The following is a 24,735-nucleotide window of genomic DNA, read 5'->3' on the forward strand; positions in this document are numbered from 1 at the left end:
GGGCCTCTCAGGCGCTTGACGGTCATGTGAGCGGACGGGCCCTGGAGGAAGAGGCTGAGCGTGTTGGGTCCCGTGGTCGGTGAGATGCCGAGGCGCGTGTGCGCCGTCCCTCACCCCGTCTGCGCCGCAGCAGCCGCCGAAGCCTGTCGGTTCCCCCGCTCCACGATCCGGGAGAAGGCGTAGTCCGCGACGTCCTTGCCCGCCTGGCGGGCGCGGGTGTCGGAGGGCTTGACGGGCTTGCCCGAGGTGTAGCCGGAGACCGTGAAGTACGCGTAGCGGCCGACCGAGTTGTAGGTCAGCCGGCAGGCCGTCGCGCGGCAGAAGGACGGTACGCCCTTGCCCGCGAGGGACTGGATGTTGCCCGCGGCCTGGTTCTTGGCCCGGGAGGCCTGGGTCTGCGTGTCGAAGACGGCGACGCCGACCGTGACGGCCACGCCGCTCTTCTCGTACGTCGCCCGGATGACCTGGTCGCAGTCGTTGCGGCCGAGGACGGCCCCCAGACGGCTGGAGGCGGCGGAGGCGCAGCTCTTGGTGGCGCCGGAAGCGCCCTTCTTGTACGAGCCGGCGCCCGTCGACATCGTCTCCGCGGGGAAGAGCGTGCCGGCGCTGAGCGGGGCCCGGTCCTTCTCCTTGGTGGATATGAAGTCCCGCGGGTCCGGCGGGGGCGGCGGCGAGACGTCCGAGAAGGAGGGCTCGGGCTGCTGCGGCTCACTGGGCAGGGTCTGCGGCGACGGGAGGTCCTGGGCGCTGTCGTCCGTGCTGCCCGAGTTCACCACCACGGCCGCGACCACGACCGCCACGGCGGCCGTCGCCAGCGCGCCGCCACCGATCAGCACGCCCTTGCGGCGACGGTTACGGGCTGCCGTGCGGTCCGCCAACGCGCCCCAGTCGGGCGTCGACCGGTTCGATCCGCCGGAGTCCACCGGCCCTCCTTGCCCAAAGCTCATGGCGCGAATCCTAAACCGCTTGGAAGAGCGGGCGTTCAGTGGCGACAATCGATCACCATGGGCCATCTCGAAGCAGCACATGTCGAGTACTACCTTCCCGACGGCCGGGTGTTGCTCGCTGACGCCTCGTTCCGGGTGGGCGAGGGCGCGGCGGTCGCCCTGGTGGGAGCCAACGGGGCGGGCAAGACCACCCTGCTGCGGCTGCTCTCCGGGGAACTCCAGCCGCACGGCGGTTCGGTGACCGTCAGCGGCGGGCTCGGCGTGATGCCGCAGTTCGTCGGCAGCGTGCGGGACGAGAGAACGGTCCGGGACCTGCTCGTGGGGGTGGCGCAGCCGCGGATCCGGCAGGCCGCGAAGGCCGTCGACGAGGCCGAGCTCGCGATCATGACGAAGGACGACGAGGCGGCCCAGCTCGGTTACGCGCAGGCGCTCAGCGACTGGGCGGAGGCCCGCGGCTACGAGGCCGAGACCACCTGGGACATGTGCACCATGGCCGCGCTGGGCGTCCCGTACGAGCGGGCGCAGTGGCGCCAGGTGCGGACGCTCTCCGGCGGTGAGCAGAAGCGGCTGGTGCTGGAGGCGCTGCTCCGCGGGCCCGAGGAGGTCCTGCTGCTCGACGAGCCGGACAACTATCTGGACGTCCCCGGTAAGCGCTGGCTGGAGGAGCAGCTGGGGCAGACCCGGAAGACCGTGCTGTTCGTCTCGCACGACCGTGAGCTGCTGGCCCGGTCGGCGGAGAAGATCGTCAGTGTGGAGCCGAGCCCCGCCGGGTCGGACGTCTGGGTGCACGGCGGCGGCTTCGGGACGTACCACGCGGCGCGCAAGGAGCGCTTCGCCCGCTTCGAGGAGCTGCGCCGGCGCTGGGACGAGAAGCGCGCCCAGCTGAAGCGGCTGGTGCTGGACATGCAGCAGTACGCGTCCCGGAGCGACGAGATGGCCTCCCGCTACCGCGCCGCGCAGACCCGGCTGCGGAAGTTCGAGGAGGCCGGGCCGCCGCCCGAGCCGCCGAGGGAGCAGGACATCCGGATGCGGCTGCGCGGCGGCCGGACCGGGGTTCGTGCGGTGACCTGCAAGAACCTCGAGCTGACCGGTCTGATGAAGCCGTTCGACCTGGAGGTCTTCTACGGCGAGCGGGTCGCGGTCCTCGGTTCGAACGGCTCCGGGAAGTCGCACTTCCTGCGGCTGCTGGCGGGAGACGACGTGGCGCACACGGGGGAGTGGAAGCTGGGCGCCCGGGTGGTCCCGGGCCACTTCGCCCAGACCCACGCCCACCCCGAGCTGGAGGGGCGCACCCTGGTCGACATCCTGTGGACCGAGCACGCCCGGGACCGCGGCCGGGCGATGAGCGTGCTGCGCCGCTACGAGCTGGAGCCGCAGGCCGACCAGCCGTTCCAGAAGCTCTCCGGCGGGCAGCAGGCCCGCTTCCAGATCCTGCTGCTGGAGCTGGAGGGGACCACGGCGCTGCTGCTCGACGAGCCGACCGACAACCTGGACCTGGAGAGCGCCGAGGCCCTCCAGGAGGGGATGGAGGGGTACGAGGGGACGGTGCTGGCCGTGACGCACGACCGCTGGTTCGCCCGCTCCTTCGACCGCTTCCTGGTGTTCGGGGCGGACGGGGTGGTCCGGGAGACCCCGGAGCCGGTGTGGGACGAGGGCCGGGTGGCCCGGGCGCGCTGACCGCGGGCCGGGCCCCCTGGCGCGGGCCACTGGCCGGGGCGGTCCCCCGGGGCGGCCCCCTGGTCGGGGCGGTTCCCCCGGGCCGGACCCCTGGGGGGCGGTGACGTACGGTGACGGGCGGGCACGCCGTCCGCCGGGGCGCGGGGCCGCCACCTCCGCGGACGCCGGTTCCGCGGGGCCGGGGCCAGGCCCCGCGGGGTGCGGTCCGGGTGGGGGCCGATCCGCGTACTCCGATCGGGGTGTTTTGACCCGTGCGGGCCGCGGCCGGTATTCTGCCTGTTCGTTGTGCGTACTGGCTTGCTCGTTCTCACGTGAGAGGCCGTTACGCCGGTCCACCGGGCCGATGACCAGCGGCAGGCACACGGGTTGCGTCCCCGGGTGCCGCCAAGGCTGTCGTGATCGTCCGGGTGGCCTTGTAAAGGACCCGTCCCCTGTGCCCTCGCGGGCTCGGGGAGACCCCATCACTGAAGAAGCGAAGGCTACGACCGTGCGTACGTTCAGCCCCAAGCCCGGCGATATTCAGCGCCAGTGGCACATCATTGACGCGCAGGACGTTGTCCTGGGCCGTCTGGCGACCCAGGCCGCGACCCTTCTCCGGGGCAAGCACAAGCCGGTTTACGCGCCGCATGTCGACGCGGGTGACTTCGTCGTCATCATCAACGCCGACAAGGTGCACCTCTCCGGCAACAAGCGCGTGCAGAAGATGGCCTACCGCCACTCCGGCTACCCGGGCGGCCTCCGGTCCGTCCGCTACGACGAGCTGCTCGAGAAGAACCCCGAGAAGGCCGTCGAGAAGGCCATCAAGGGCATGCTCCCCAAGAACACCCTGGGCCGCCAGATGCTCTCGAAGCTGAAGGTCTACGCGGGCTCCGAGCACCCGCACGCTGCTCAGCAGCCGGTCCCGTTCGAGATCACCCAGGTCGCGCAGTAGTCCCGGCCACACCCCCTAAGACGAAGAGAATCTGAGGAGAACCGTGGCCGAGACCACCGCCGAGACCCCCATCGAGGTCGAGGAATACACCACCGAGACCGTCGAGTCGGAGTACACCTCCGAGTCGCTCGCGTCCCGCTTCGGCGACCCGCAGCCGGCTGCCGGCCTCGGGCGTCGCAAGAACGCCATCGCCCGTGTCCGCATCGTGCCGGGCACCGGTCAGTGGAAGATCAACGGTCGCACCCTTGAGGGCTACTTCCCGAACAAGGTGCACCAGCAGGAAGTCAACGAGCCCTTCAAGGTGCTCGAGCTCGACGACCGCTACGACGTCATCGCCCGCATCTCGGGTGGCGGCGTCTCCGGCCAGGCCGGTGCCCTGCGTCTGGGTGTCGCCCGTGCGCTGAACGAGGCGGACGTCGACAACAACCGCGGCCCGCTGAAGAAGGCCGGTTTCCTGAGCCGCGACGACCGTGCGGTCGAGCGCAAGAAGGCCGGTCTGAAGAAGGCCCGCAAGGCGCCGCAGTACAGCAAGCGCTAATCGATCGGCCGGCGCGTTTCGCGCCGGCGTTCGATGGACCGCCCCGGCGGCACACCACGTGCTGCCGGGGCGTTCGTTTATGGCCGTCCAGGAGCGTATACAGACAGAAGGCGCTCAATTCCCGACAGTTTCCAAGCAACTCGGAGGACACCAGTGGTACGACTCTTCGGCACGGACGGTGTGCGCGGTGTCGCCAACGCGGATCTGACGGCTGAGCTGGCGCTCGGGCTGTCGGTCGCCGCGGCGCATGTGCTCGCCGAGGCGGGCACGTTCGAGGGCCATCGTCCGACGGCGGTGGTGGGGCGTGATCCGCGTGCGTCCGGGGAGTTCCTGGAGGCCGCCGTCGTGGCCGGTCTCGCGAGCGCGGGCGTGGACGTCCTGCGCGTCGGTGTGCTGCCCACCCCCGCGGTGGCGTATCTCACCGGTGCGCTGGGCGCCGACCTCGGCGTGATGCTCTCCGCCAGCCACAATCCGATGCCGGACAACGGGATCAAGTTCTTCGCCCGCGGTGGGCACAAGCTCGCCGACGAGCTGGAGAACCGGATCGAGTCGGTGTACGGGGCGCACTCCTCCGGTGAGCCCTGGGAGCGCCCCACGGGTGCCGGTGTGGGCCGGGTGCGCAGCTACGACGAGGGCTTCGACAACTACGTCGCGCACCTCATCGGCGTGCTGCCGAACCGGCTCGACGGGCTGAAGGTCGTCCTCGACGAGGCGCACGGCGCCGCGTCCCGGGTCTCCCCGGAGGCGTTCGCGCGGGCCGGCGCCGACGTCGTCACCATCGGTGCCGACCCGGACGGCCTCAACATCAACGACGGCTGCGGCTCGACCCACCTGGACCTGCTCAAGGCCGCGGTCGTCGAGCACGGCGCGGACCTGGGCATCGCGCACGACGGCGACGCGGACCGCTGCCTCGCGGTGGACGCGGCGGGCAACGAGGTCGACGGCGACCAGATCCTGGCCGTCCTGGCCCTCGCGATGCGCGAGACCGACGGGCTGCGGAAGAACACCGTGGTCGGCACGGTGATGTCGAACCTGGGCTTCAAGCTGGCCATGGAGCGCGAGGGCGTCGAACTGGTGCAGACCGCCGTCGGCGACCGGTACGTCCTGGAGTCGATGAAGGAGCACGGCTACGCGCTGGGCGGCGAGCAGTCGGGCCACGTGATCATCCTCGACCACGCGACGACCGGTGACGGCACGCTGACCGGTCTGATGCTCGCGGCGCGGGTGGCGGCCACCGGCCGCGGCCTGGCGGAGCTCGCGGGCGTCATGGAGCGGCTGCCCCAGGTGCTGGTCAACGTCCCGGACGTGGACAAGACCCGGGTGGCGACGTCGACGGAGCTCACGGCGGCCGTCGCGGACGCGGAGCGGGAGCTGGGCTCGACGGGGCGGGTGCTGCTGCGGCCGTCCGGTACGGAGCCGCTGGTGCGCGTCATGGTCGAGGCCGCGGACATCGACCAGGCGCGGTCGGTCGCGGGGCGGCTGGCCGATGTGGTGAAGTCCGCGCTGGGGTAGTCCCGGTACGCATCGATTCCGGCCACGGGCCCGGCACCCCAGGACGGGGTGCCGGGCCCGTGCCGTTTCCGGGGCTGCGGTTCCGGGGCTGCGGTTCCCGGGGGCGTGGCGACTGCGCCCCGGTGCGGGGCCCGGATGGCCGTCCCACCGGCGACGAGCCCCGACCGGGCCGAGCTCCCACCGGCGACGAGCCCCATCGACGTCGAGCCCCCACCGGGCGACGGGATCGGCGTCGCGCGCGGACTGTCCGCTTCCCCGCAGGCGACGAGGCCCAGCCGACGACCACGCCCCCACCGACGAAGAGGCCCCCGGGCCCGCTGAGAAAGCGGGCCCGGGGGCCTCCCCGGTGGTGCGGTGATTCAGCCGACGAGGGTCAGCCGAGGGTCGCCAGCGCCTCGTTCAGGATCTTCGACGGGCGCATCACGGCCGCGGCCTTGGCGGTCGCGGGCTGGTAGTAGCCGCCGATGTCGGCCGGCGAGCCCTGGACCGCGATCAGCTCGTCGACGATCGCCTGCTCCTGCCCGGAGAGGGTCTTGGCGAGCTCCGCGAACGACGCGGCGAGCTGCGTGTCGTCGGTCTGCTGGGCCAGCTCCTGGGCCCAGTACAGGGCCAGGTAGAAGTGGCTGCCGCGGTTGTCGATGCCGCCGAGGCGACGGCTGGGCGACTTGTCCTCGTTGAGGAAGGTGGCGGTGGCGCGGTCCAGGGTGTCCGCCAGGACCTGGGCCCGCGCGTTGCCGGTGGTCTGCGCGAGGTGCTCGAAGCTGACCGCCAGCGCGAGGAACTCGCCCAGGCTGTCCCAGCGCAGGTAGTTCTCCTTGACGAGCTGCTGGACGTGCTTGGGCGCCGAGCCGCCGGCCCCGGTCTCGAACAGGCCGCCGCCGTTCATCAGCGGCACGACGGACAGCATCTTGGCGCTGGTGCCGAGCTCGAGGATCGGGAACAGGTCGGTCAGGTAGTCACGCAGCACGTTGCCGGTGACCGAGATGGTGTTCTCGCCGCGGCGGATCCGCTCCAGGGAGAACGCGGTCGCGTCCGACGGCGCCATGATCTCGATGCGCAGGCCCTCGGTGTCGTGCTCCGGGAGGTACTGCTTCACCTTGGCGATGAGGTTGGCGTCGTGCGCGCGGCCCTCGTCCAGCCAGAACACGGCCGGGTCGCCGGTGGCGCGGGCGCGGGTGACGGCCAGCTTGACCCAGTCCTTGATCGGGTCGTCCTTGGTCTGGCACATCCGGAAGATGTCGCCGGCGCTGACGGTCTGCTCGATCACGGCGTCGCCGCTGCCGTCGAGGACCCGCACGGTGCCCGTGGTGGGGATCTCGAAGGTCTTGTCGTGGCTGCCGTACTCCTCGGCCTTCTGCGCCATCAGACCGACGTTCGGCACCGAGCCCATGGTGGACGGGTCGAAGGCGCCGTTGGCCCGGCAGTCGTCGATGACGACCTGGTAGATGCCGGCGTAGCTGCTGTCGGGGATGACGGCGAGGGTGTCGGCCTCGTTGCCGTCCGGGCCCCACATGTGGCCGGAGGTGCGGATCATGGCCGGCATCGAGGCGTCGACGATGACGTCGCTCGGCACGTGCAGGTTGGTGATGCCGCGGTCGGAGTCGACCATCGCCAGCTCCGGGCCCTCGGCGAGCTCGGCCTCGAAGGACTCCTTGATCTTCGCGCCCTGCGGCAGCGACTCCAGGCCCTTGAGGATGCCGCCGAGACCGTCGTTCGGGGTCAGGCCGGCGGTGGCGAGGGTCTCACCGTGCTCGGCGAAGGTCTTCGGGAAGAAGGCCCGGACGACGTGGCCGAAGATGATCGGGTCGGAGACCTTCATCATCGTGGCCTTGAGGTGCACCGAGAACAGCACGCCCTCGGCCTTGGCGCGGGCGACCTGCTCGGTGAGGAACTCGCGCAGCACCGCGACGCGCATGACCGACGCGTCCACGACCTCGCCGGCCAGGACCGGTACCGACTCGCGCAGCACGGTGGTGCTGCCGTCGTCGCCCGCCAGCTCGATGCGGAACGAGCCCGCCTCCGGCACGACCACGGACTTCTCGGTGGAGCGGAAGTCGTCGGCCGTCATGTGGGCGACGTTCGTCCTCGACTCGGGGGTCCAGGCGCCCATCCGGTGCGGGTGCGCCTTGGCGTAGTTCTTGACCGAGGCGGGGGCGCGGCGGTCGGAGTTGCCCTCGCGCAGGACCGGGTTGACGGCGCTGCCCTTGACCTTGTCGTAGCGGGCGCGGATGTCGCGCTCCTCGTCGGTCTTCGGGTCGTCCGGGTAGGCCGGCAGCGCGTAGCCCTGCTCCTGGAGCTCGGCGACCGCGGCCTTCAGCTGCGGGATCGAGGCCGAGATGTTCGGGAGCTTGATGATGTTGGCGCCGGGCGTCTTGGCGAGCTCACCGAGCTGGGCGAGGGCGTCGTCGATGCGCTGGCCCTCCTCCAGGTACTCGGGGAAGCTCGCGATGATCCGCCCGGCCAGGGAGATGTCGCGGCTCTCGACACTGACCCCGGCCGTCGAGGCGTATGCCTGGATCACCGGCAGGAACGAGTACGTCGCCAGGGCGGGGGCCTCGTCGGTGTGCGTGTAGATGATGGTCGAGTCAGTCATCGATACTCCGCTTCACGTCTCTAATCGTCTCGATGTCAAGATATCTCGTAGGTGCCCCCTCCCGACACCGCCCCCTCGCGCCGGGTCGCGGGGCCGCCCGCACGGCCGGTCCCGGCCCGCCTGCGCGGCGCACCACCCGGGACCGTCGGCCCCCGGTGCCGCGCGGGGCACGGTCCGGGCGCCCGGTACGCAGGGTACGGACCATGGCCGGAATCCGTCGCCGCTCAGCCCTCCCGCCGTGGCGTGAGCCGGCGCTGCCGGGCCCAGAGCGCCTTCTGCACGATCAGGGTGAGCGTCCCGGCGAGGACGATGCCCGCCAGGTTGAGCAGCAGCTGCTCGCTGGAGCCGCGGGCCTGGGCGTACTCCCCGTAGCTCAGCGCCACGGCGGCGTTGGCGGCGGCCGGGACGGTCGTCACGGAGATCGCCACGCCGACCAGCGCCCCGGACTTCGAGGAGGTCAGGGAGAGCGTCCCGGCCATCCCGGCGAGGACCGCCACCACGAAGGAGAACGGGTCCGGCTGCCAGATGAAGTCGGTGTTCGGGCGCTCGCCCGTCACATCGGAGGAGTGGAACAGCCCGAGCGCGTCCATCAGCAGGCTGAAGCCGGTGGTCAGGACCATGGCGACGGCGAAACCGAGGAGCAGCGCCACCAGCGAGCGCCAGGCGAGCCGCGGCGCCCGCTGCACCACCGCCGTGCAGACCCCGGCGAGCGGCCCGAATTCCGGGCCGACGGCCATCGCGCCGACGATGAGGACGGCGTTGTCGAGGACCACACCGCACGCCGCGATCATGGTCGCCACCGTGAGGAAGGCCAGATAGGTCGCCGACAGCGTGGACTCCTCGTGCGTGGCGTCCTCCAGGTGTTCCCACAGCACGGCGTCCGCGCCCTCGCCGGGCGCCTCCTTCTCCGCCCGGTCGGCCCGCTCGGACAGCGAGAGGTCGATGTTCTCCAGCGAGATGGAGCCGGTCGCGTGGATGCCCAGCTCGCGCAGGGCGCCGAGCAGCTCGTCCGCGGCCTCCCGGGCCACATCGCAGAGCACCATGTCCCCGGCGGGGTCGCGGGCGGCGCCGGTCAGCACGGCGAGGTGGGCGGTGCCGACCGTCCGCTCCAGCAGGGCGACGACGTCGTCGGTGCGGTCGGCGGGGACGATCAGGCGCAGGTGCAGCATGGGGGCACGCTACGTGCCGCACCCGCGCCGAGTCAGCCTCGGACGGGGGACGCGTCAGCCGTGGAGCGGGGGAGGGGCCGCACCCGCGCCGCGTCGGCGCCCGGCCCCGGGAACGCTTGGCCCCCGCCCGCCCCTACAGCTTCCGCAGGCTGAGCCGCTGCACCTTGTGGTCCGGCCCCTTGCGCAGCACGAGCGTGGCCCGGCTGCGGGTGGGCGCGACGTTCTGCTCCAGGTTCGGCCGGTTGATGGTGCGCCACATCAGCCGCGCGTAGTCCAGCGCCTCGTCCTCGGAGACCTGGGTGTACTTGCGGAAGTACGAGAACGGGTTCTGGAACGCCGTCTCCCGCAGCTGGCGGAAGCGCCCCAGATACCAGCGCTCGATGTCCTCCGCGCGGGCGTCCACGTAGACGCTGAAGTCGAAGAAGTCCGCCAGGCCCAGCCGGGTGCGGCCGTCCTTGCCGGGCAGGGCGGGCTGGAGGACGTTGAGCCCCTCGACGATGAGGATGTCCGGGCGGCGGACGGTCAGCCGCTCGCCGGGCACGATGTCGTAGACCAGGTGCGAGTAGACCGGCGCGGTCACCTCGTCCTTGCCGGACTTCACATCGGCGACGAAGCGGGTCAGGGCGCGGCGGTCGTAGGACTCCGGGAAGCCCTTGCGGGACATCAGCCCGCGCCGGTGCAGCTCGGCGTTGGGCAGCAGGAAGCCGTCGGTGGTGACCAGCTCCACCCGCGGGTGCTCGGGCCAGCGCGCCAGCAGCGCCTGGAGGAGCCGGGCCGTCGTCGACTTGCCGACCGCGACACTGCCCGCGACGCCGATCACGAACGGGGTGCCGGGCTGTGAGCCGTGGCCGTTGCCCGCGTCGCCGAGGAAGGTGTTCAGCGCACCCCGCAGATTGCTGGTGGCGCCCACGTAGAGGTTGAGCAGCCGGGACAGCGGCAGATAGACGTCGCGCACCTCGTCGAGGTCGATGACGTCGCCGAGCCCGCGCAGCCGTTCCACCTCCTCCGCGCTGAGGGGCAGTGGCGTCCGCTCCCGGAGGGCGCTCCACTCGGCGCGGGTGAGGTCCACATACGGGCTCGTCTCGGCCCGACGCTGGGTGCTGCGCGCTGGAGAGGTGATCACACGTTTCATTGTGTTCGCTCGGCGGACGGCGCGGGGCGTGGCGTCGCTCACGCCACGCTGTGCCCGGCCGGTCACCTGCTGGTCCTCGCCGGGTGGAATGTCAGTGGTGTGCGTCACAGTTGTGGGAGGTGTGGAAGCCGACGCACCCGTACCGGAGCCGAGGGGAAGCCCATGACGTACGCGATCCAGGCGGAGGGCCTGGCCAAACGCTTCAAGGAGACCCAGGCGCTGGCCGGTGTGGATCTGGCCGCGCGCTCCGGCACCGTGCTCGGCATGCTGGGCCCCAACGGGGCGGGCAAGACGACCGCGGTGCGGATCTTCGCGACGCTGATCCGCCCGGACGCCGGCCGCGCGACGGTCGCCGGGCACGACGTGCTGCGCGAGCCGGGCCTGGTCCGCTCCGTCGTGGGGCTGACCGGGCAGTACGCCGCGGTCGACGAGAATCTGACCGGCACCGAGAATCTGCTGCTGATCGGCCGCCTCCTGGGCCTGCCGCGGAGCGAGGCGCGGGCCCGCGCCGGGGAGCTGCTGGACCGTTTTCAGCTGAGCGACGCCGCGGGCCGCGCGGCGAAGACGTTCTCCGGCGGGATGCGGCGGCGGCTGGACCTGGCGGCGAGCCTGGTCGGCCGGCCGCAGATTCTGTTCCTCGACGAGCCGACGACCGGGCTCGACCCGCACAGCCGCATCGAGCTGTGGGAGCTGGTGCGCGGCCTGGTCGCGGACGGCGTCACGGCGCTGCTCACCACCCAGTACCTGAACGAGGCGGACCAGCTCGCCGACGACATCGTGGTGATCGACAAGGGCAAGGTGATCGCCGAGGGCACCCCGGACGAGCTGAAGTCCGCGGTCGGCGGCCAGGTGCTCCAGCTGCGGCCGGTGGCCGCGGAGGACCTCCCGTCGGCGCACGCCCTCGTGGTGGAGGCGGCGGGGCCGCAGACGCAGATCGAGGGCGAGGTGATCACCGCCCCGGTCAAGGATCCCGCGCTGATGCCGGCCGTCGTGCGGCGGCTGGACCAGGCCGGGATCGCGGTGGGTGAGCTCACCCTGCGGCGCTCCAGCCTCGACGAGGTGTTCCTGGCGCTCACCGGCCACAAGGCCGAGCCGACGACGGACGACGGGCCGTCCGAGGAGGACGACTACGCGAAGGTGGCGAGCTCGGCATGACCGCCGGGACGGTCGCCGCACCGCTGACCAAGAGCGGCCGGGTGCGCCCCGGTGCGGCGCTTGCGCAGATCGTCACCATGGCCTGGCGCAGCCTGGTGTCCGTGAAGCACAACCCGCTGGAACTGGTCGACTTCAGCATCACGCCGATCATGTTCGTCTTCCTGTTCACCTTCGTCTTCGGTGGCCAGATGGCGGGGTCGCCCGAGGACTACCTGCAGTACGCCCTGGCGGGCATCATCGTGCAGAACACCCTGTTCATGACCATGTACACCGCCATGGCGCTGAACTCCGACCTCACCAAGGGGGTGTTCGACCGGCTGCGCAGTCTGCCGATAGCCCGGTCGGCGCCGCTGTTCGGCCGGATCGCCGCCGATCTCGCCAAGCAGCTCTGGGCGATGCTGCTGATGATCGGCCTGGGCATGCTGCTGGGCTTCCGGATCACCACCGGGCTCGACGGGTTCCTCGCCGCCGCGCTGCTGCTGGTGACGTTCGCCGCGGCCGTGTCGTGGGCCGCGGTGCTCATCGGCATGCTGGCGGGCGACCCGGAGAAGGTGCAGGTCTTCGCCTTCACCATCATCTTCCCGATCACCTTCACCAGCAGCGCGTTCGTGCAGGTCGACACCATGCCCGGCTGGCTCCAGGCCTGGGTCGACGTCAATCCGGTGACCCATCTGTCCGACGCCTTCCGCGGTCTGCTGACCGGTGGCGCGGTGGCCGGACCGGTCCTCTGGTCGCTGCTGTGGGCGGCGGCGATCGCGGCGGTCTTCATACCGCTCGCCCTCCGCGCCTATCGAGCACGCGTCTGATCGGGGCACATCGGAACAACCGGCCGTCCCCCGTACGAGGTCTATCGGTACCGGGCATTCGGCGTTAGCTTCCGGGATGTCAGGGGGACGAGCCGTAGATCGCCATGTGCCACGAGAGGACCGTCATGTCCGCACGCCTTCGTGATCTCATCGGCCGAGGGGGCGACGGTCGCCGGACCGCGCGGGACGGCCGCGGCCGGGGCGGCCGGGCCCGTTCGGCGGTGGTGCCGGGGCCGAGGGACTCGGGGGAGGACTTCGCCGGCCGGGTGCGCAGCGAACTGGCCGCCGACCTGCCGGACGAGGACCTCGGCGAGGAGCTGACCGACTGTCTCGACCTGTACGAGATGGGCAGCAAGCCGCGCTGCGAGGAGGTCGAGTACCTCGACCTCGTGCAGGAGGCCATCGACCGGATCGACCGGGGCTGCTGACGCCGGGTCCGGTGGTCCGGCGCCGGACCACCGGAGGCCGCCGCCCCGGACGGGCCGGGAGGCCGGGCGCGGTCCGCCACCCCGCTCCGGGCGCGGCCCGGCAACCGGGCGGGGCGCGGATCGGTGGCGTCCGGGACGGGCACGTAGGCTGCCCGCATGTGCGGAATCGTTGGGTATGTGGGAGGGCAGTCCGCCCTCGACGTCGTCATCGCCGGACTGAAGCGCCTGGAGTACCGGGGGTACGACTCGGCCGGGGTCGCCGTCCTCGCCGACGGCGGACTCGCGGCGGCCAAGAAGGCGGGCAAGCTCGCCAACCTGGAGAAGGAGTTGGCGGCCCGGCCGCTGCCGAGCGGCGGCACCGGCATCGGGCACACCCGCTGGGCCACCCACGGCGCGCCCAATGACGTCAACGCCCACCCGCACCTGGACAACTCCGGCCGGGTCTCGGTCGTCCACAACGGCATCATCGAGAACTTCGCCGCGCTGCGCGCCGAACTGGCCGAGCGGGGACACACCCTGGAGTCCGAGACGGACACCGAGGTGGTGGCGCACCTGCTGGCCGAGTCCTTCTCCTCGTGCAACGACCTGGCGGAGGCCATGCGTCTGGTGTGCCGCCGGCTCGACGGCGCGTTCACCCTGGTCGCGGTGCACGCGGACGCTCCGGACGTGGTGGTCGGCGCGCGCCGCAACTCCCCGCTGGTGGTCGGCGTCGGGGACGGCGAGGCGTTCCTCGCCTCGGACGTCGCCGCGTTCATCGCACACACCCGGGAGGCCCTCGAACTCGGCCAGGACCAGGTCGTCGAACTGCGCCGGGACGGGGTGACGGTCACCGACTTCGACGGCGCGCCGGCCGACGTCCGCGCCTACCACGTGGACTGGGACGCCTCCGCCGCCGAGAAGGGCGGCTACGACTACTTCATGCTCAAGGAGATCGCCGAGCAGCCGAAGGCCGTCGCCGACACGCTGCTGGGCCGGATCGACGCCGCGGGCAGCCTGCACCTGGACGAGGTCCGCATCCCGGCCTCGGTGCTCCGGGAGATCGACAAGGTCGTCATCGTGGCGTGCGGCACCGCCTTCCACGCGGGCATGATCGCGAAGTACGCGATCGAGCACTGGACCCGGGTCCCCTGCGAGACGGAGCTGGCCAGCGAATTCCGCTACCGGGACCCGATCCTGGACGCCCGCACCCTGGTCATCGCCATCTCCCAGTCCGGCGAGACCATGGACACCCTCATGGCCCTGCGGCACGCGCGCGAGCAGGGGGCCAAGGTCCTCGCCATCTGCAACACCAACGGCTCGACCATCCCCCGGGAGTCGGACGCCGTCCTCTACACCCACGCCGGCCCGGAGGTGGCCGTCGCGTCGACCAAGGCGTTCCTGACGCAGCTGGTCGCCTGCTACCTGGTGGCGCTCTACCTCGGGCAGGTGCGGGGCACCAAGTGGGGCGACGAGATCCGGTCCGTGATCCGCGAGCTGTCCGCGATCGGCACCCAGGTCGACGAGGTGCTGGGAACCATGGAGCCGGTCCGGGAGCTGGCGCGGACGCTCTCCGACAAGAACACGGTGCTCTTCCTCGGCCGTCACGTGGGCTACCCGGTCGCCCTGGAGGGCGCGCTCAAGCTCAAGGAACTGGCGTACATGCACGCCGAGGGCTTCGCCGCGGGCGAGCTCAAGCACGGCCCGATCGCGCTGATCGAGGAGGACGTGCCGGTGGTGGTGGTCGTGCCGTCGCCGCGCGGACGCTCGGTGCTGCACGACAAGATCGTCTCCAACATCCAGGAGATCCGGGCCCGTGGCGCGCGGACCATCGTGATCGCGGAGGAGGGCGACGAGACCGTCGTCCCCTACGCCGACCACCTGATCCGCATCCCGGCCACGCCGACGCTGCTCCAGCCGCTGGTGGCGACGGTGCCCCTGCAGGTCTTCGCCTGCGAGCTGGCGACGGCCCGGGGCAACGAGGTCGACCAGCCGCGGAACCTCGCCAAGTCGGTGACGGTCGAGTGACCGCAGCCACCGCAGCCACCGCAGCCACCGCAGCCACCGCAGCCACCGCAGCCACCGCAGGCACCGCAGGCACCGCAGCGACCGCAGTCACCGCAGTCGCTCCCACCGCCACCACCGCTCCGGCGCTTGCTCCGGCGCCTCCCACGGCGCTTTCCGCCGTGCGGCCCGCGGCGGGGCGCCGGGGGCCGGCGCTCGTGGCCGGAGCGCTGTCGTGATCATCGGGGTGGGGATCGACGTCGCGGAGATCGACCGGTTCGGCGCCGCGCTGGAGCGCACCCCGGCCCTGGCCGGCCGGCTGTTCATCGACCGGGAGCTGTGGCTGCCGAGCGGTGAACGCCGGGGCACGGCCTCGCTGGCCGCACGGTTCGCCGCGAAGGAGGCCCTGGCGAAGGCGCTCGGCGCGCCGGCCGGGCTGCTCTGGACGGACGCGGAGGTCATCACCGAGGACAGCGGCCGCCCGCGGCTGCGGGTGACGGGCACGGTCGCCGCGCGGGCGGAGCAGCTGGGCGTCCGGGGCTGGCACGTCTCGCTGAGCCACGACGCGGGCGTCGCGTCGGCCGTGGTGATCGCCGAGGGGTGACCCGACCACGGTGAGGTGCGTCGGGAGCGGCGTCCCCGGCCGCGCGCGGCCGGGGGTGAACGACGGTGGTGCGGGATGTCGGGGACGGGTTTCCCCGACCGCGCGCGGCCGGCGGTGAACGACGGCGGCGCGGGACATCGGTGACGGCGTCCCCGACCGCGCGCGCCCGGCCCCGGTCTTGGGAAGACTGGGGCCCATGAGGACTGCGTACAGCGTGGAAACCGTACGGACCGCCGAGCGCGAGCTGATGGCACGGCTGCCGGAAGGGGCGCTGATGCAGCGCGCCGCGGCCGGACTCGCCGCCTCCTGCGCCGACTTGCTCGGCCGGGTCTCGGGGGCGCGCGTCGCGCTGCTCGTCGGCAGCGGGGACAACGGCGGCGACGCCCTCTACGCCGGCGCCCGGCTGGCGGCGCGCGGCGCGGGCGTCACGGCCGTGCTGCTCTCGCCGGACCGTACGCACCCCGGCGGGCTCGCCGCGCTGCGCCGGGCCGGCGGGCGCACCGTCACCGCCGGGGCGGGGGAGGGCGCCGTCGCGCGGGCCGCCCTGGTCGTCGACGGCATCGTCGGCATCGGCGGGCGCGGCGGGCTGCGCCCGGAGGCCGCCCGGCTGGTGGCGGCGGCCCGGGACGCCCGCGCGGGCGTCGTCGCCGTCGACCTGCCCAGCGGGGTGGACGCGGACACCGGCGAGGTCGCGGGCGAGACGGTGCACGCCGACGCCACCGTCACCTTTGGCACGTACAAGCCCGGCCTGCTCGTCGACCCCGCCGCGGAGCGGACGGGCGCGCTGCGGCTGATCGACATCGGCCTCGCCCCGTATCTGCCCGCCACGCCCGACGTGGAGGCGCTGCAGCACGCGGACGTCGCCGAACGGCTGCCGGTCCCCGCGCCCGAGAGCGACAAGTACCGGCGCGGCGTGGTGGGGGTGGTGGCCGGTTCGGCGCGCTACCCGGGCGCGGCGGTCCTCGCGGTGGCGGGCGCGCTGCGGGGCGGGGCGGGCGCCGTACGGTACGTCGGCCCGGCCGCGGACGCGGTCATCGCCCGCTTCCCCGAGGCACTGGTGCACGCCGGCCCGCCCGCGAAGGCCGGGCGGGTGCAGGCGTGGGTCGTCGGGCCGGGCCTGGGCGACGCCCCCGGCGCCCGGCAGGCGCTGGACGAGGTGCTCGCCTCCGACGTCCCGGTGCTCGTGGACGCCGACGGACTGCGGCTGCTGGACCGGGAACGGCTCCGCTCCCGCGCGGCGGCGACCGTGCTGACCCCGCACGCGGGCGAGGCGGCCGCGCTGCTGGGCACGGCGCGCGAGGAGGTGGAGGCGGCGCGGCTGGCCGCGGTGCGCCGGCTCGCCGCGGAGTACGGGGCCACCGCGCTGCTCAAGGGATCGACGACGCTGGTCGCCGACGCCTCGGGCGGCCCGGTGCGGGTCAACCCGACCGGTACCGGCTGGCTGGCCACGGCGGGCAGCGGCGATGTGCTGTCCGGGCTGGGCGGAGCGCTGCTCGCGGCCGGGCTGGAGGCCCGCGAGGCGGCCTCGGCGGCCGCGTATCTGCACGGCCTGGCCGGGCGGCACGCGGCGGGCCGGGAGGGGAGCCCGGTGGGCGCCTCCGATGTGGCCGAGTCCCTCGCCTCGGCCTGGCGCGACGTCCGGACGCGCTGAGCGGGACCGGGCGCGGCGTGGTCCCGTGACCCCGGGCGTCGTGCCGTGACCCCCGGCGTGGTCCCGTCACCGCGGCGTCGTGCCGTGACCCCGGGCGTCGTGCCGTGACCGTCGTCCCGTCACCGCGGCCTCGTCCCATGACCCCCGGTGACCCCCGGCGTCGTCCCGTCACCCCTGGCCTCGTCCCGTCACCCCCGGGCCGGTCGTCCGGCACTCGCCTCCACTGCGCCTCACGGGCGGAAATCGCGTGGCATCGGGGTGGTGTCCGGCCCGGGGCGGTGGGTCGGGGCGTGCTCGGCGGGACCGGTAATTCCGTCCGGATCGTTCTGTGGCGAGCCTCCCCGCCCCGCGTGGGCCGTGAGTCCCGCCGCCGTGGAGAGGAACGGAATGCGTCCACCGGTCAAGACGGTGAAGTGGAGAGGGCGGCCCGCCGCGGCGGCGGTCGCCATCGCGGTCCTGATGCCGCTGACGGTCACCACGGCGGCGATGGCGGACGACGGGGACCCGCAGCCGCCGGACGGCAAGGGGGCCGTCGCCGTGCCGCTGGACCAGCTCGTCCCCGGCATTCCGCCCGGCCCCCACGAGCGGCACGTGGACACCCCCGACCAGGCGCTGCCACCGCAGATCCCGCAGAGCACACCGGGCACCGCCGAGACCTCCCCCGCCCCGGACACCCACGACGCCCCGGATGCCCACAACACACCGGACACCCACAACACACCGGACACCCACAACACACCGGACACCCACGACGCCCCGGACACCCGCGAAGCCCCGGACACCCGCAAGGACCCCGGCCCCGGAACGGCCCCGCAGCGCCACCCGGACCCCCGCGCCCCGGGCCCGTACGCACCGCCCCCCGCCGACGAGCCCGTCGTGGAGTTCGTGCCGCCGGACGAGGTCCAGCCCGGCGACGAGGCCGCCGGCCCCCTGCGCTGCACCCACGCCGTCGGCCCGTACCAGCGCGAGATCGAGGACTTCCTTCAGCTGCCCGTCGACGGACGGCAGTCCAAGGAGGACTGCGAGGCGATCCGCGACTGGCAGACGAAGGAGAACATCACCCCCGCCATCGGGTTCGCCGGTCCCAGCAGCTACGGCCACATCCGGCTGCTGCGGGCCGTGCCCGATCCGAACGCCGCGGGCGACTGCCCCGAGGTCGCCGATCGGGTCGCCTGTGTCGATCTGCCCCGCCAGCTGATGTGGGTGCAGGAGGGCACGAAGGTCGTGTTCGGGCCGGTGGCGATCCGCAGCGGCAAGCCCGGCTACCCCACCCGCGTCGGCTGGAACCGCGTCTACTGGCGGAACAAGGACCACGTCTCCTCGATCTACCACTCCCCGATGCCCTTCGCGCAGTTCTTCAACGGCGGGCAGGCCTTCCACGGGGTCTACGGGAACATCTACGACCCGGACGAGGGCTCGTTCGGCTGCGTCAACCTCCGGTACGGGGACGCCGAACGGATGTGGGACGCGCTCCGGCTGGACGACCGCGTCTTCTCCTGGGGCCGCCGGCCGGGCACCTGACCGGACGCCGCCCGCTATCCGACCGACCGCTGTGCCGGACCCGACCCACACCGCCCCGCTATCCGACCGACCGCTGTGCCGGACCTGACCCACACCGCCCCGCTATCCGATCCACCGCCGTGCCGGACCCGACCACACCGCCCCGACATCTGACTTTCCGGATGAACTCGGACGAGACCGGCGCCGGCCGGGCGCCCGGTGAGAGACTGTCCCCGATGACTGCACCAGCAGGCGGGGAGCCGACCGGACTTCCCCCCACTCCGATGCGCGCCCGGGCGGTGGTCGACCTGGCCGCGCTGCGCGCCAACGTGCGTGCCCTGCGCGCCTGCGCGCCGCGCGCCGACCTCATGGCCGTGGTCAAGTCGGATGCCTACGGCCACGGCGCGGTGCCCTGCGCCCGCGCCGCCCGCCGGGCCGGAGCGGCCTGGCTGGGGACGGCGACGCCCGAAGAGGCGCTGGCGCTGCGCGCGGCGGGGGACACCGGCCGGCTGCTGTGCTGGCTGTGGACGCCCGGGGGGCCGTGGCGCGCCGCGATCGAGGCCGATGTCGACGTGTCGGTGAGCGGGATGTGGGCGCTGCGCGAGGTGACGGACGCCGCGCGGGCGTGCGGCCGCACCGCCCGGGTGCATCTCAAGATCGACACCGGGCTGGGCCGCAACGGCTGCCCGCCCGCCGCCTGGCCGGAACTGACCGCCGCCGCCCGCGCCGCCGAGGCCGAGGGCACCGTCGTGGTGGCCGGCGTCTGGTCGCACTTCGCGTGCGCCGACGAGCCGGGACACCCGTCGATCGCGGCCCAACTGAGCGTTTTCCACGAGGCGTTGGCCGAGGCCGGGCGGGCCGGGCTGAAGCCCGAGGTCCGGCACATGGCCAACTCGCCCGCCACCCTGACCCTCCCCGAGTCCCACTTCGACCTGGTGCGCGCCGGGATCGCCGTCTACGGCGTCTCGCCCAGCCCGGAGATCGGCCTGCCGTCGGACTTCGGCCTGCGCCAGGTGATGACGCTCTCCGCGGACGTCGCCCTGGTCAAGCAGGTGCCCTCGGGACACGGCGTCAGTTACGGCCACCACTACGTCACACCCGGCGAGACGACGCTGGCCCTGGTGCCGGTCGGCTACGCGGACGGCATCCCGCGGCACGCCTCGGGCACCGGGCCCGTGCTGGTCGGCGGCAAGTGGCGGACGGTCGCGGGCCGGGTCGCGATGGACCAGTTCGTCGTCGACCTCGGCGGCGACACGGTCCAGGTGGGCGACGAGGCGGTGCTGTTCGGCCCGGGGGACCGGGGGGAGCCCACCGTGGAGGACTGGGCGCGTGCGGCGGGCACCATCGGGTACGAGATCGTCACCCGGATCGGAGCGCGGGTGCCACGCGTCCACGTCCACGAGGACGCGCACTAGGGTCGGTCGTCCGGACCGGGCCGGCGCCGCGAGCGCGGCCCGGGGCGAACGACGGACGCCGGGCCCGACGGCCCGGCTGCACACGCACGACGGGGACGGACAGCGACGAGGAGCGGCACCACCATGGGCGAAAGCGGGGCGGGGGACATGGGACGTGCGGTCACGTCCGCGGCCGGTGGCTGGCGCCGGGCCGGCCTGGCGGGCGCGGCGATCGGGGTGATCGCGGCCGGGGCGGCCGCCGGTGTCGCCGTCGAACGGCTCACCGTCGGCCGGGGCATACGCCGGAAGGCGCGCCTCGCGCTGGACGCCACCGGCCCGTACGGCAGCCTCCGGGGCACCCCCGGGCGCACCGTCGCAGACGACGGCACCGAGCTGTACTACGAGGTCGACGAGGTCGAGCCGGAGCAGGAAGCGCCGCGCAGGCGCCGCCGGTTCGGGCGCCGCAGACCGGCCCCGGTGACCGTCGTCTTCTGCCACGGCTACTGCCTGAACCAGGACGCCTGGCACTTCCAGCGGGCCGCGCTGCGCGGGGTGGTCCGCACGGTCCACTGGGACCAGCGCAGCCACGGCCGCTCCGCCCGCGGGCTGGCGCAGGCCGACGGCGTCCCCGTCAGCATCGACCAGCTCGGCCGCGACCTGCGGGCGGTGCTCGACGCGGCGGCGCCCGAGGGGCCCGTGGTCCTGGTGGGGCACTCGATGGGCGGCATGACGGTGATGGCCCTGGCCCACCACTTCCCGGAGTACATACGCGACCGGGTGGTGGGGGTGGCGCTCGTCGGCACCTCGTCCGGGAGGCTCGGCGAGGTCAACTACGGGCTGCCGGTCGCCGGGGTGAACGTGGTGCGCCGCATCCTGCCCGGCATGCTGCGGGCCCTGGGCTCCCAGGTGGACCTGGTCGAGCGGGGCCGGCGGGCGACCGCGGACCTCTTCGCCGGGCTGATCAAGCGGTACTCGTTCAGCTCCCGGGACGTCGACCCGGCCGTGGCGCGGTTCGCGGAGCGGATGATCGAGTCCACGCCGATCGACGTGGTCGCGGAGTTCTACCCGGCCTTCGACGAGCACGACAAGGCCGAGGCGCTGGTGGCCTTCCGGGACCTGCCGGTCCTGGTGCTGGCGGGCCGGGGCGACCTGGTCACCCCCAGCTCGCACAGCGAGGCGATCGCCGAACGGCTCCCGGCGGCCGAGCTGGTGCTCGTCCCCGACGCGGGCCATCTGGTGATGCTGGAGCATCCGGAGACCGTGACGGAACGGCTGACCGAACTGCTGGCCCGGACGGGTGCGACGGCCCCGGCGGGCCGCGCGCCGCGCTCGGCGCGGGGGTAGCGGGAGACCCCGGCCCGGCGTCCTGTCCTGCCGGCCTCTGCGGACCCGGCTGCCGGTCGGGCCCGGCGGCCGCTCCGGCCGGCCCGGCCTCCCGCGGTGCCGGCCTCCGAGGTCCCCGGCCCCAGTGGTCCCCGGCCCCTGTGGTCCCGGTCCGCGCGGTCCCGGACCCAGCAGATACCGGTTCGCGAGCCGCCGGGGACGCCGCGGGGCCCGTTCCTTGCGGCGCAGCGGCCCGGGAAGGCCCTCCCGCCCCGTACCATCGGCCGGTATGAACGCCCCGTACGACCCGCACGCCGTGGCACCGTCCGGTGCCCCCGCCGCCACCGCGCGGCTGACCGTCCACAGCCCGGAGCAGATGCAGGAGCTGGGGCGCCGGCTGGCGAAACTGCTGCGCCCCGGTGACCTGGTGCTGCTGACCGGACAGCTGGGCGCGGGCAAGACGACGCTGACCCGCGGGCTCGGCGAGGGCATGGGGGTGCGCGGCGCGGTCACGTCACCGACGTTCGTCATCGCCCGGGTGCACCCGTCGCTGAGCGGCGGCCCCGCGCTGGTGCACGTCGACGCGTACCGGCTGGGCGGCGGTCTCGACGAGATGGAGGACCTGGACCTCGACGTCTCACTGCCCGACTCCGTGGTGGTCGTGGAGTGGGGCGACGGAAAGGTCGAGGACCTCTCGGACGACCGTCTGCACGTGGTCATCGGCCGGACCGAGGGCGACGAGACGGTCGAGAACGACGAGCGGGAGGTCGTCGTCACGGGCGTGGGGCCGCGCTGGGCCGCCGCCGACCTCTCCCCGCTGGCCGGCTGACCCGGACCCCGCCCGCACGGCTTCGCCGACGGCGGCCGGCGCGGCCTTCTTCACCGCGCGGCCCCGGCTCCGGCGCCCTGAACGCACCCCGGGCCCGGACGGGGCCGTTTCCGGAAGGTCCCCTCACCGCGCCCGCTTCCGCCGGCCACCCCCACCACCGCCGGCCACCCCCACCACCGCCTGCCGCTCACCGCCCCGTACTGAGCGCTGCCGTCGGCCGGTGCTGCCGTCGGCCGGTACCGGCTGCCCGACCTGCCGGTTCCGGCCCGGACCGGAGCGGGCCGTTTCCCTGATGTGCGTTCCGACAAGACGTCGGGAAGATGTTGCGCGCGCGGTACCGGGCATGGTCACATGGAGGCAGAGACGTGGTTAGGTCTACCTAACCTAGCCTGTACCAGGAGCCCCGGGAGGCATCCATGCCGCGCCATGAGCCCGCTGCCGACGCGCCGAGCCCCGCCCGGCGCGACGAGCAGTCGCCTCCGCGGTCGCCTTCGCCGGCCGCCCCGCCCGCCGTGTCGCCCTCGATGAGCCAGCTGCTGGCGGCCTGCGCGGCGGCCAGCGCGGTCTCCACCCCGCCCGAGGCCGAGGGCGAGCCGGACGCGGGCACTCGCGCTCGCGGGGGAGCGGGCCGCCGGGACGCCGCGTAGCGCGGAGCCGGACATCAGGCGGACGTCCGAGCCCCGTGTCGGGGCGGCGAGCCCGCCGGGACGCCGCGCAGTCGCGCAGCGGTCCGTCCGGAGCGCGTTCCGCGGACGACGACCGGCGCTTCGCCGGGGCCTCTTCCGGTGCCGGGCCGGCACCCGCTCACCGTTCGCCGCGGCAGCCGCGACGGAATCCCCGACGGTTGCCGGGTACCCCTTTCGGGTGGACCGGCGGCCCGGGTGCGAGATCCGCACATGGGCTCAAGCGATCAGGACGCCTCGGGCGCCCGCACCCGTCCTCAGGCGACCACGACGACCTTGGTGCCGATGGCCGCGAACGCCCACATCGCCTTGCCGTCCGCCCGCTCCTCGCGGATGCCGCCGGTCTTCTTCTGCGAGACCGGGTCGGGCTTCGAGCCGTCGACGGCCGCGCTGAACCCGACCACGACTCCGTCCACCGAGGCGAACCGGACGACGTTCTCGACGGGGACCCCGTCGGAGCCGGGGATCAACGCGGAGCGGCCGGTGACCGTGTACTGGCCGGGCGCGGGGCTGACCTTGCTCGGGGTGACCCGGTAGCTGCGGGCGGCCCGGCCGTCCGCCCCCACCAGCCAGACCCGCTTCTCGCCCAGCGCGTAGACCACGCGGAGACCGGTGCCGGAGTTCTCCGGGATCGCGTGCCGCGACGTCCTCCCCGTACCGCCGGGCTTCTCCGGCCGGTGGTGCTCACCGGCGGAGGCCGAGGGGCGCGGCTTGGCCGCGACGGCGGGGGCGCCGGCGGACGCCTGGTAGGCGAGGAAGCCGACCGCGGCGAGGGCCGCGGCCGTGAGAGCGGTCACGATCGCCCCCGAATTGCTCCGTGCCACGCCTGCCGCCTCTCGTCCGGTCCGTCGGTCTGCCCGCGTTACCGGCCCGACCGTAGCACCGCGCGCCCGTACACCTGCGCGCCCGGGCGTGCAACCGCACCGCCGCCACGAGCACCGGCCGCCGCACGCCACGCCCCTGGGGATCCGCCGTCCCGCCCGCCCGGAAGCCCCCCGGGGAAGCACCCCGCCCGCAAGCACCCCGCCCGGAAGCCCCCGCCGCAAGCACCCCGCCGAAAGCCCCCGCGGAACGCATCCCCCGCCCGGGAATCCGCCGCTCCCCGCCGGCCCCCGCCGGCCGGACCGTGGCCGGACCGCACCGGGGGCCGCGGAACGCGCCGTAGGCTGTACCCGTGCTGCTGCTCGCTCTTGACACCGCCACCCCCGCCGTCACGGTCGCCCTGTACGACGGGGACCGCGTCCTCGCCGAGTCCCACCAGGTCGACGCCCGGAGGCACGGGGAGCTGCTGCTGCCGTCCGTCGACCGGGTGCTGCGCGCCGCCGGGACGAAGATCGACGCGGTGACCGGCATCGTCGTGGGGGTCGGTCCGGGCCCCTACACCGGGCTGCGGGTCGGCCTGGTGACCGCCGCCGCCTTCGGCGCCGCGACCGGCGCGCCCGTCCACGGGCTGTGCACGCTCGACGGCATCGCGTACGCCGCCGGGCAGGCCGGCCTCGACGGCCCCTTCACCGTGGCCACGGACGCCCGGCGCAAGGAGGTCTACTGGGCCCGGTACGCCGATCCCCGCACCCGGGAGACCGAACCCGCCGTCGACCGGCCCGCCGACATCGCCGAGCAGATCGCCGGGGACCCGGCCGTCGGCGCGGGCGCGCTGCTCTACCCCGAGGTGTTCACCCGCGTGCCCGCGGGGATGCCCGAGTACCAGTCCGCGGCCGCGCTGGCCGCGCTCGCCGCCGAACGGCTCGCCTCCGGCGCGGACTTCCTCCCGGACCGGCCGCTCTACCTGCGCCGCCCGGACGCCCAGGTGCCCGCCAACTACAAGGTGGTCACCCCGCAGTGACCGAAGCGACCGACCCGACCGCGGAAGCCCCCGGCGCCGT

General features: G+C 73.7%; 21 protein-coding genes. 16 read left to right on the top strand and 5 right to left on the bottom strand.

Annotated features, from left to right (window positions below; all coding sequences use genetic code 11):
* Nucleotides 1-110: 110 nt before the first annotated feature.
* Nucleotides 111-947: a hypothetical protein gene (locus ABT112_RS19570; RefSeq protein WP_351511202.1), complete on the bottom strand. Its 837-nt coding sequence runs from the start codon at nt 945-947 to the stop codon at nt 111-113.
* A 57-nt stretch (nt 948-1,004) separates the two neighbouring features.
* On the opposite strand from ABT112_RS19570, the gene ABT112_RS19575 reads away from it, so the two are divergent.
* From ABT112_RS19575 to glmM, 4 genes are all read left to right on the top strand, one after another.
* A complete protein-coding gene (locus ABT112_RS19575) occupies nt 1,005-2,624 on the top strand; it encodes an ABC-F family ATP-binding cassette domain-containing protein (RefSeq protein WP_351511204.1) in 1,620 nt (539 codons plus the stop codon).
* A 487-nt stretch (nt 2,625-3,111) separates the two neighbouring features.
* A complete protein-coding gene (rplM, locus tag ABT112_RS19580; RefSeq protein WP_351511206.1) occupies nt 3,112-3,555 on the top strand; it encodes a 50S ribosomal protein L13 in 444 nt (147 codons plus the stop codon).
* A gap of 43 nt (nt 3,556-3,598) precedes the next feature.
* Nucleotides 3,599-4,093, top strand: a complete 495-nt coding sequence (gene rpsI / locus ABT112_RS19585; protein WP_351511208.1) for a 30S ribosomal protein S9 — start codon at nt 3,599-3,601, stop codon at nt 4,091-4,093.
* 153 nt (nt 4,094-4,246) lie between these two features.
* Complete coding sequence (gene glmM / locus ABT112_RS19590; protein ID WP_351511209.1) at nt 4,247-5,605, top strand: phosphoglucosamine mutase; 1,359 nt, start codon at nt 4,247-4,249, stop codon at nt 5,603-5,605.
* A gap of 373 nt (nt 5,606-5,978) precedes the next feature.
* Here glmM and ABT112_RS19595 read toward each other — a convergent pair whose 3' ends face one another.
* The 3 genes from ABT112_RS19595 to coaA form a co-directional block, all read right to left on the bottom strand.
* The gene (locus ABT112_RS19595) at nt 5,979-8,198 is read right to left on the bottom strand and encodes an NADP-dependent isocitrate dehydrogenase (protein ID WP_351511211.1); all 2,220 of its coding nucleotides are present in this window, start codon (nt 8,196-8,198) and stop codon (nt 5,979-5,981) included.
* Between the two features lie 224 nt (nt 8,199-8,422).
* A complete protein-coding gene (locus ABT112_RS19600) occupies nt 8,423-9,367 on the bottom strand; it encodes a DUF389 domain-containing protein (protein ID WP_351511212.1) in 945 nt (314 codons plus the stop codon).
* A 133-nt stretch (nt 9,368-9,500) separates the two neighbouring features.
* Nucleotides 9,501-10,499: a type I pantothenate kinase gene (coaA, locus tag ABT112_RS19605; protein WP_351511214.1), complete on the bottom strand. Its 999-nt coding sequence runs from the start codon at nt 10,497-10,499 to the stop codon at nt 9,501-9,503.
* A 162-nt stretch (nt 10,500-10,661) separates the two neighbouring features.
* Here coaA and ABT112_RS19610 point away from each other — a divergent pair, with 162 nt between their 5' ends.
* The 11 genes from ABT112_RS19610 (at nt 10,662) to ABT112_RS19660 (ending at nt 22,816) form a co-directional block, all read left to right on the top strand.
* Nucleotides 10,662-11,654: an ATP-binding cassette domain-containing protein gene (locus ABT112_RS19610; protein WP_351511216.1), complete on the top strand. Its 993-nt coding sequence runs from the start codon at nt 10,662-10,664 to the stop codon at nt 11,652-11,654.
* Nucleotides 11,651-12,460: an ABC transporter permease gene (locus ABT112_RS19615; protein WP_351511218.1), complete on the top strand. Its 810-nt coding sequence runs from the start codon at nt 11,651-11,653 to the stop codon at nt 12,458-12,460. Before ABT112_RS19610 ends, ABT112_RS19615 begins: the two co-directional genes overlap by 4 nt.
* Nucleotides 12,461-12,585: 125 nt before the next feature.
* Complete coding sequence (locus tag ABT112_RS19620) at nt 12,586-12,888, top strand: hypothetical protein (protein WP_351511220.1); 303 nt, start codon at nt 12,586-12,588, stop codon at nt 12,886-12,888.
* A 156-nt stretch (nt 12,889-13,044) separates the two neighbouring features.
* Nucleotides 13,045-14,892 (top strand): glutamine--fructose-6-phosphate transaminase (isomerizing), encoded by a 1,848-nt coding sequence (gene glmS, locus ABT112_RS19625; protein ID WP_351511222.1) that lies wholly within the window; start codon nt 13,045-13,047, stop codon nt 14,890-14,892.
* 211 nt (nt 14,893-15,103) lie between these two features.
* Complete coding sequence (locus ABT112_RS19630) at nt 15,104-15,472, top strand: holo-ACP synthase (RefSeq protein ID WP_351511224.1); 369 nt, start codon at nt 15,104-15,106, stop codon at nt 15,470-15,472.
* A 196-nt stretch (nt 15,473-15,668) separates the two neighbouring features.
* The gene (locus ABT112_RS19635; RefSeq protein WP_351511226.1) at nt 15,669-17,123 is read left to right on the top strand and encodes an NAD(P)H-hydrate dehydratase; all 1,455 of its coding nucleotides are present in this window, start codon (nt 15,669-15,671) and stop codon (nt 17,121-17,123) included.
* A gap of 387 nt (nt 17,124-17,510) precedes the next feature.
* Nucleotides 17,511-18,644, top strand: a complete 1,134-nt coding sequence (locus ABT112_RS19640) for a L,D-transpeptidase (RefSeq protein ID WP_351511228.1) — start codon at nt 17,511-17,513, stop codon at nt 18,642-18,644.
* 215 nt (nt 18,645-18,859) lie between these two features.
* The gene (alr, locus tag ABT112_RS19645; RefSeq protein ID WP_351511230.1) at nt 18,860-20,038 is read left to right on the top strand and encodes an alanine racemase; all 1,179 of its coding nucleotides are present in this window, start codon (nt 18,860-18,862) and stop codon (nt 20,036-20,038) included.
* A gap of 123 nt (nt 20,039-20,161) precedes the next feature.
* Complete coding sequence (locus ABT112_RS19650; RefSeq protein WP_351511231.1) at nt 20,162-21,361, top strand: alpha/beta fold hydrolase; 1,200 nt, start codon at nt 20,162-20,164, stop codon at nt 21,359-21,361.
* Nucleotides 21,362-21,629: 268 nt separating this feature from the next.
* Complete coding sequence (gene tsaE / locus ABT112_RS19655; protein ID WP_351511233.1) at nt 21,630-22,169, top strand: tRNA (adenosine(37)-N6)-threonylcarbamoyltransferase complex ATPase subunit type 1 TsaE; 540 nt, start codon at nt 21,630-21,632, stop codon at nt 22,167-22,169.
* 416 nt (nt 22,170-22,585) lie between these two features.
* A complete protein-coding gene (locus ABT112_RS19660) occupies nt 22,586-22,816 on the top strand; it encodes a hypothetical protein (protein ID WP_351511235.1) in 231 nt (76 codons plus the stop codon).
* Between the two features lie 293 nt (nt 22,817-23,109).
* Here ABT112_RS19660 and ABT112_RS19665 read toward each other — a convergent pair whose 3' ends face one another.
* A complete protein-coding gene (locus ABT112_RS19665; RefSeq protein ID WP_351511237.1) occupies nt 23,110-23,676 on the bottom strand; it encodes a hypothetical protein in 567 nt (188 codons plus the stop codon).
* Nucleotides 23,677-24,026: 350 nt separating this feature from the next.
* Between ABT112_RS19665 and tsaB the strand changes: the two genes are divergently transcribed.
* A complete protein-coding gene (gene tsaB, locus ABT112_RS19670; protein WP_351511239.1) occupies nt 24,027-24,695 on the top strand; it encodes a tRNA (adenosine(37)-N6)-threonylcarbamoyltransferase complex dimerization subunit type 1 TsaB in 669 nt (222 codons plus the stop codon).
* The last annotated feature ends 40 nt before the right edge of the window (nt 24,696-24,735 follow it).

Source organism: Streptomyces sp. NPDC002055, assembly GCF_040296705.1.
GTDB lineage: Bacteria > Actinomycetota > Actinomycetes > Streptomycetales > Streptomycetaceae > Streptomyces.

Bases quoted from the DNA above. Each gene is read 5' to 3' on its own strand.
- ABT112_RS19570 (WP_351511202.1), bottom strand. From the start codon at position 947: ATGAGCTTTGGGCAAGGAGGGCCGGTGGACTCCGGCGGATCGAACCGG.
- ABT112_RS19575 (WP_351511204.1), top strand. From the start codon at position 1,005: ATGGGCCATCTCGAAGCAGCACATGTCGAGTACTACCTTCCCGACGGC.
- ABT112_RS19595 (WP_351511211.1), bottom strand. From the start codon at position 8,198: ATGACTGACTCGACCATCATCTACACGCACACCGACGAGGCCCCCGCC.
- ABT112_RS19600 (WP_351511212.1), bottom strand. From the start codon at position 9,367: ATGCTGCACCTGCGCCTGATCGTCCCCGCCGACCGCACCGACGACGTC.
- coaA (WP_351511214.1), bottom strand. From the start codon at position 10,499: ATGAAACGTGTGATCACCTCTCCAGCGCGCAGCACCCAGCGTCGGGCC.
- ABT112_RS19610 (WP_351511216.1), top strand. From the start codon at position 10,662: ATGACGTACGCGATCCAGGCGGAGGGCCTGGCCAAACGCTTCAAGGAG.
- ABT112_RS19615 (WP_351511218.1), top strand. From the start codon at position 11,651: ATGACCGCCGGGACGGTCGCCGCACCGCTGACCAAGAGCGGCCGGGTG.
- ABT112_RS19620 (WP_351511220.1), top strand. From the start codon at position 12,586: ATGTCCGCACGCCTTCGTGATCTCATCGGCCGAGGGGGCGACGGTCGC.
- glmS (WP_351511222.1), top strand. From the start codon at position 13,045: ATGTGCGGAATCGTTGGGTATGTGGGAGGGCAGTCCGCCCTCGACGTC.
- ABT112_RS19635 (WP_351511226.1), top strand. From the start codon at position 15,669: ATGAGGACTGCGTACAGCGTGGAAACCGTACGGACCGCCGAGCGCGAG.
- ABT112_RS19640 (WP_351511228.1), top strand. From the start codon at position 17,511: ATGCGTCCACCGGTCAAGACGGTGAAGTGGAGAGGGCGGCCCGCCGCG.
- alr (WP_351511230.1), top strand. From the start codon at position 18,860: ATGACTGCACCAGCAGGCGGGGAGCCGACCGGACTTCCCCCCACTCCG.
- ABT112_RS19650 (WP_351511231.1), top strand. From the start codon at position 20,162: ATGGGCGAAAGCGGGGCGGGGGACATGGGACGTGCGGTCACGTCCGCG.
- tsaE (WP_351511233.1), top strand. From the start codon at position 21,630: ATGAACGCCCCGTACGACCCGCACGCCGTGGCACCGTCCGGTGCCCCC.
- ABT112_RS19660 (WP_351511235.1), top strand. From the start codon at position 22,586: ATGCCGCGCCATGAGCCCGCTGCCGACGCGCCGAGCCCCGCCCGGCGC.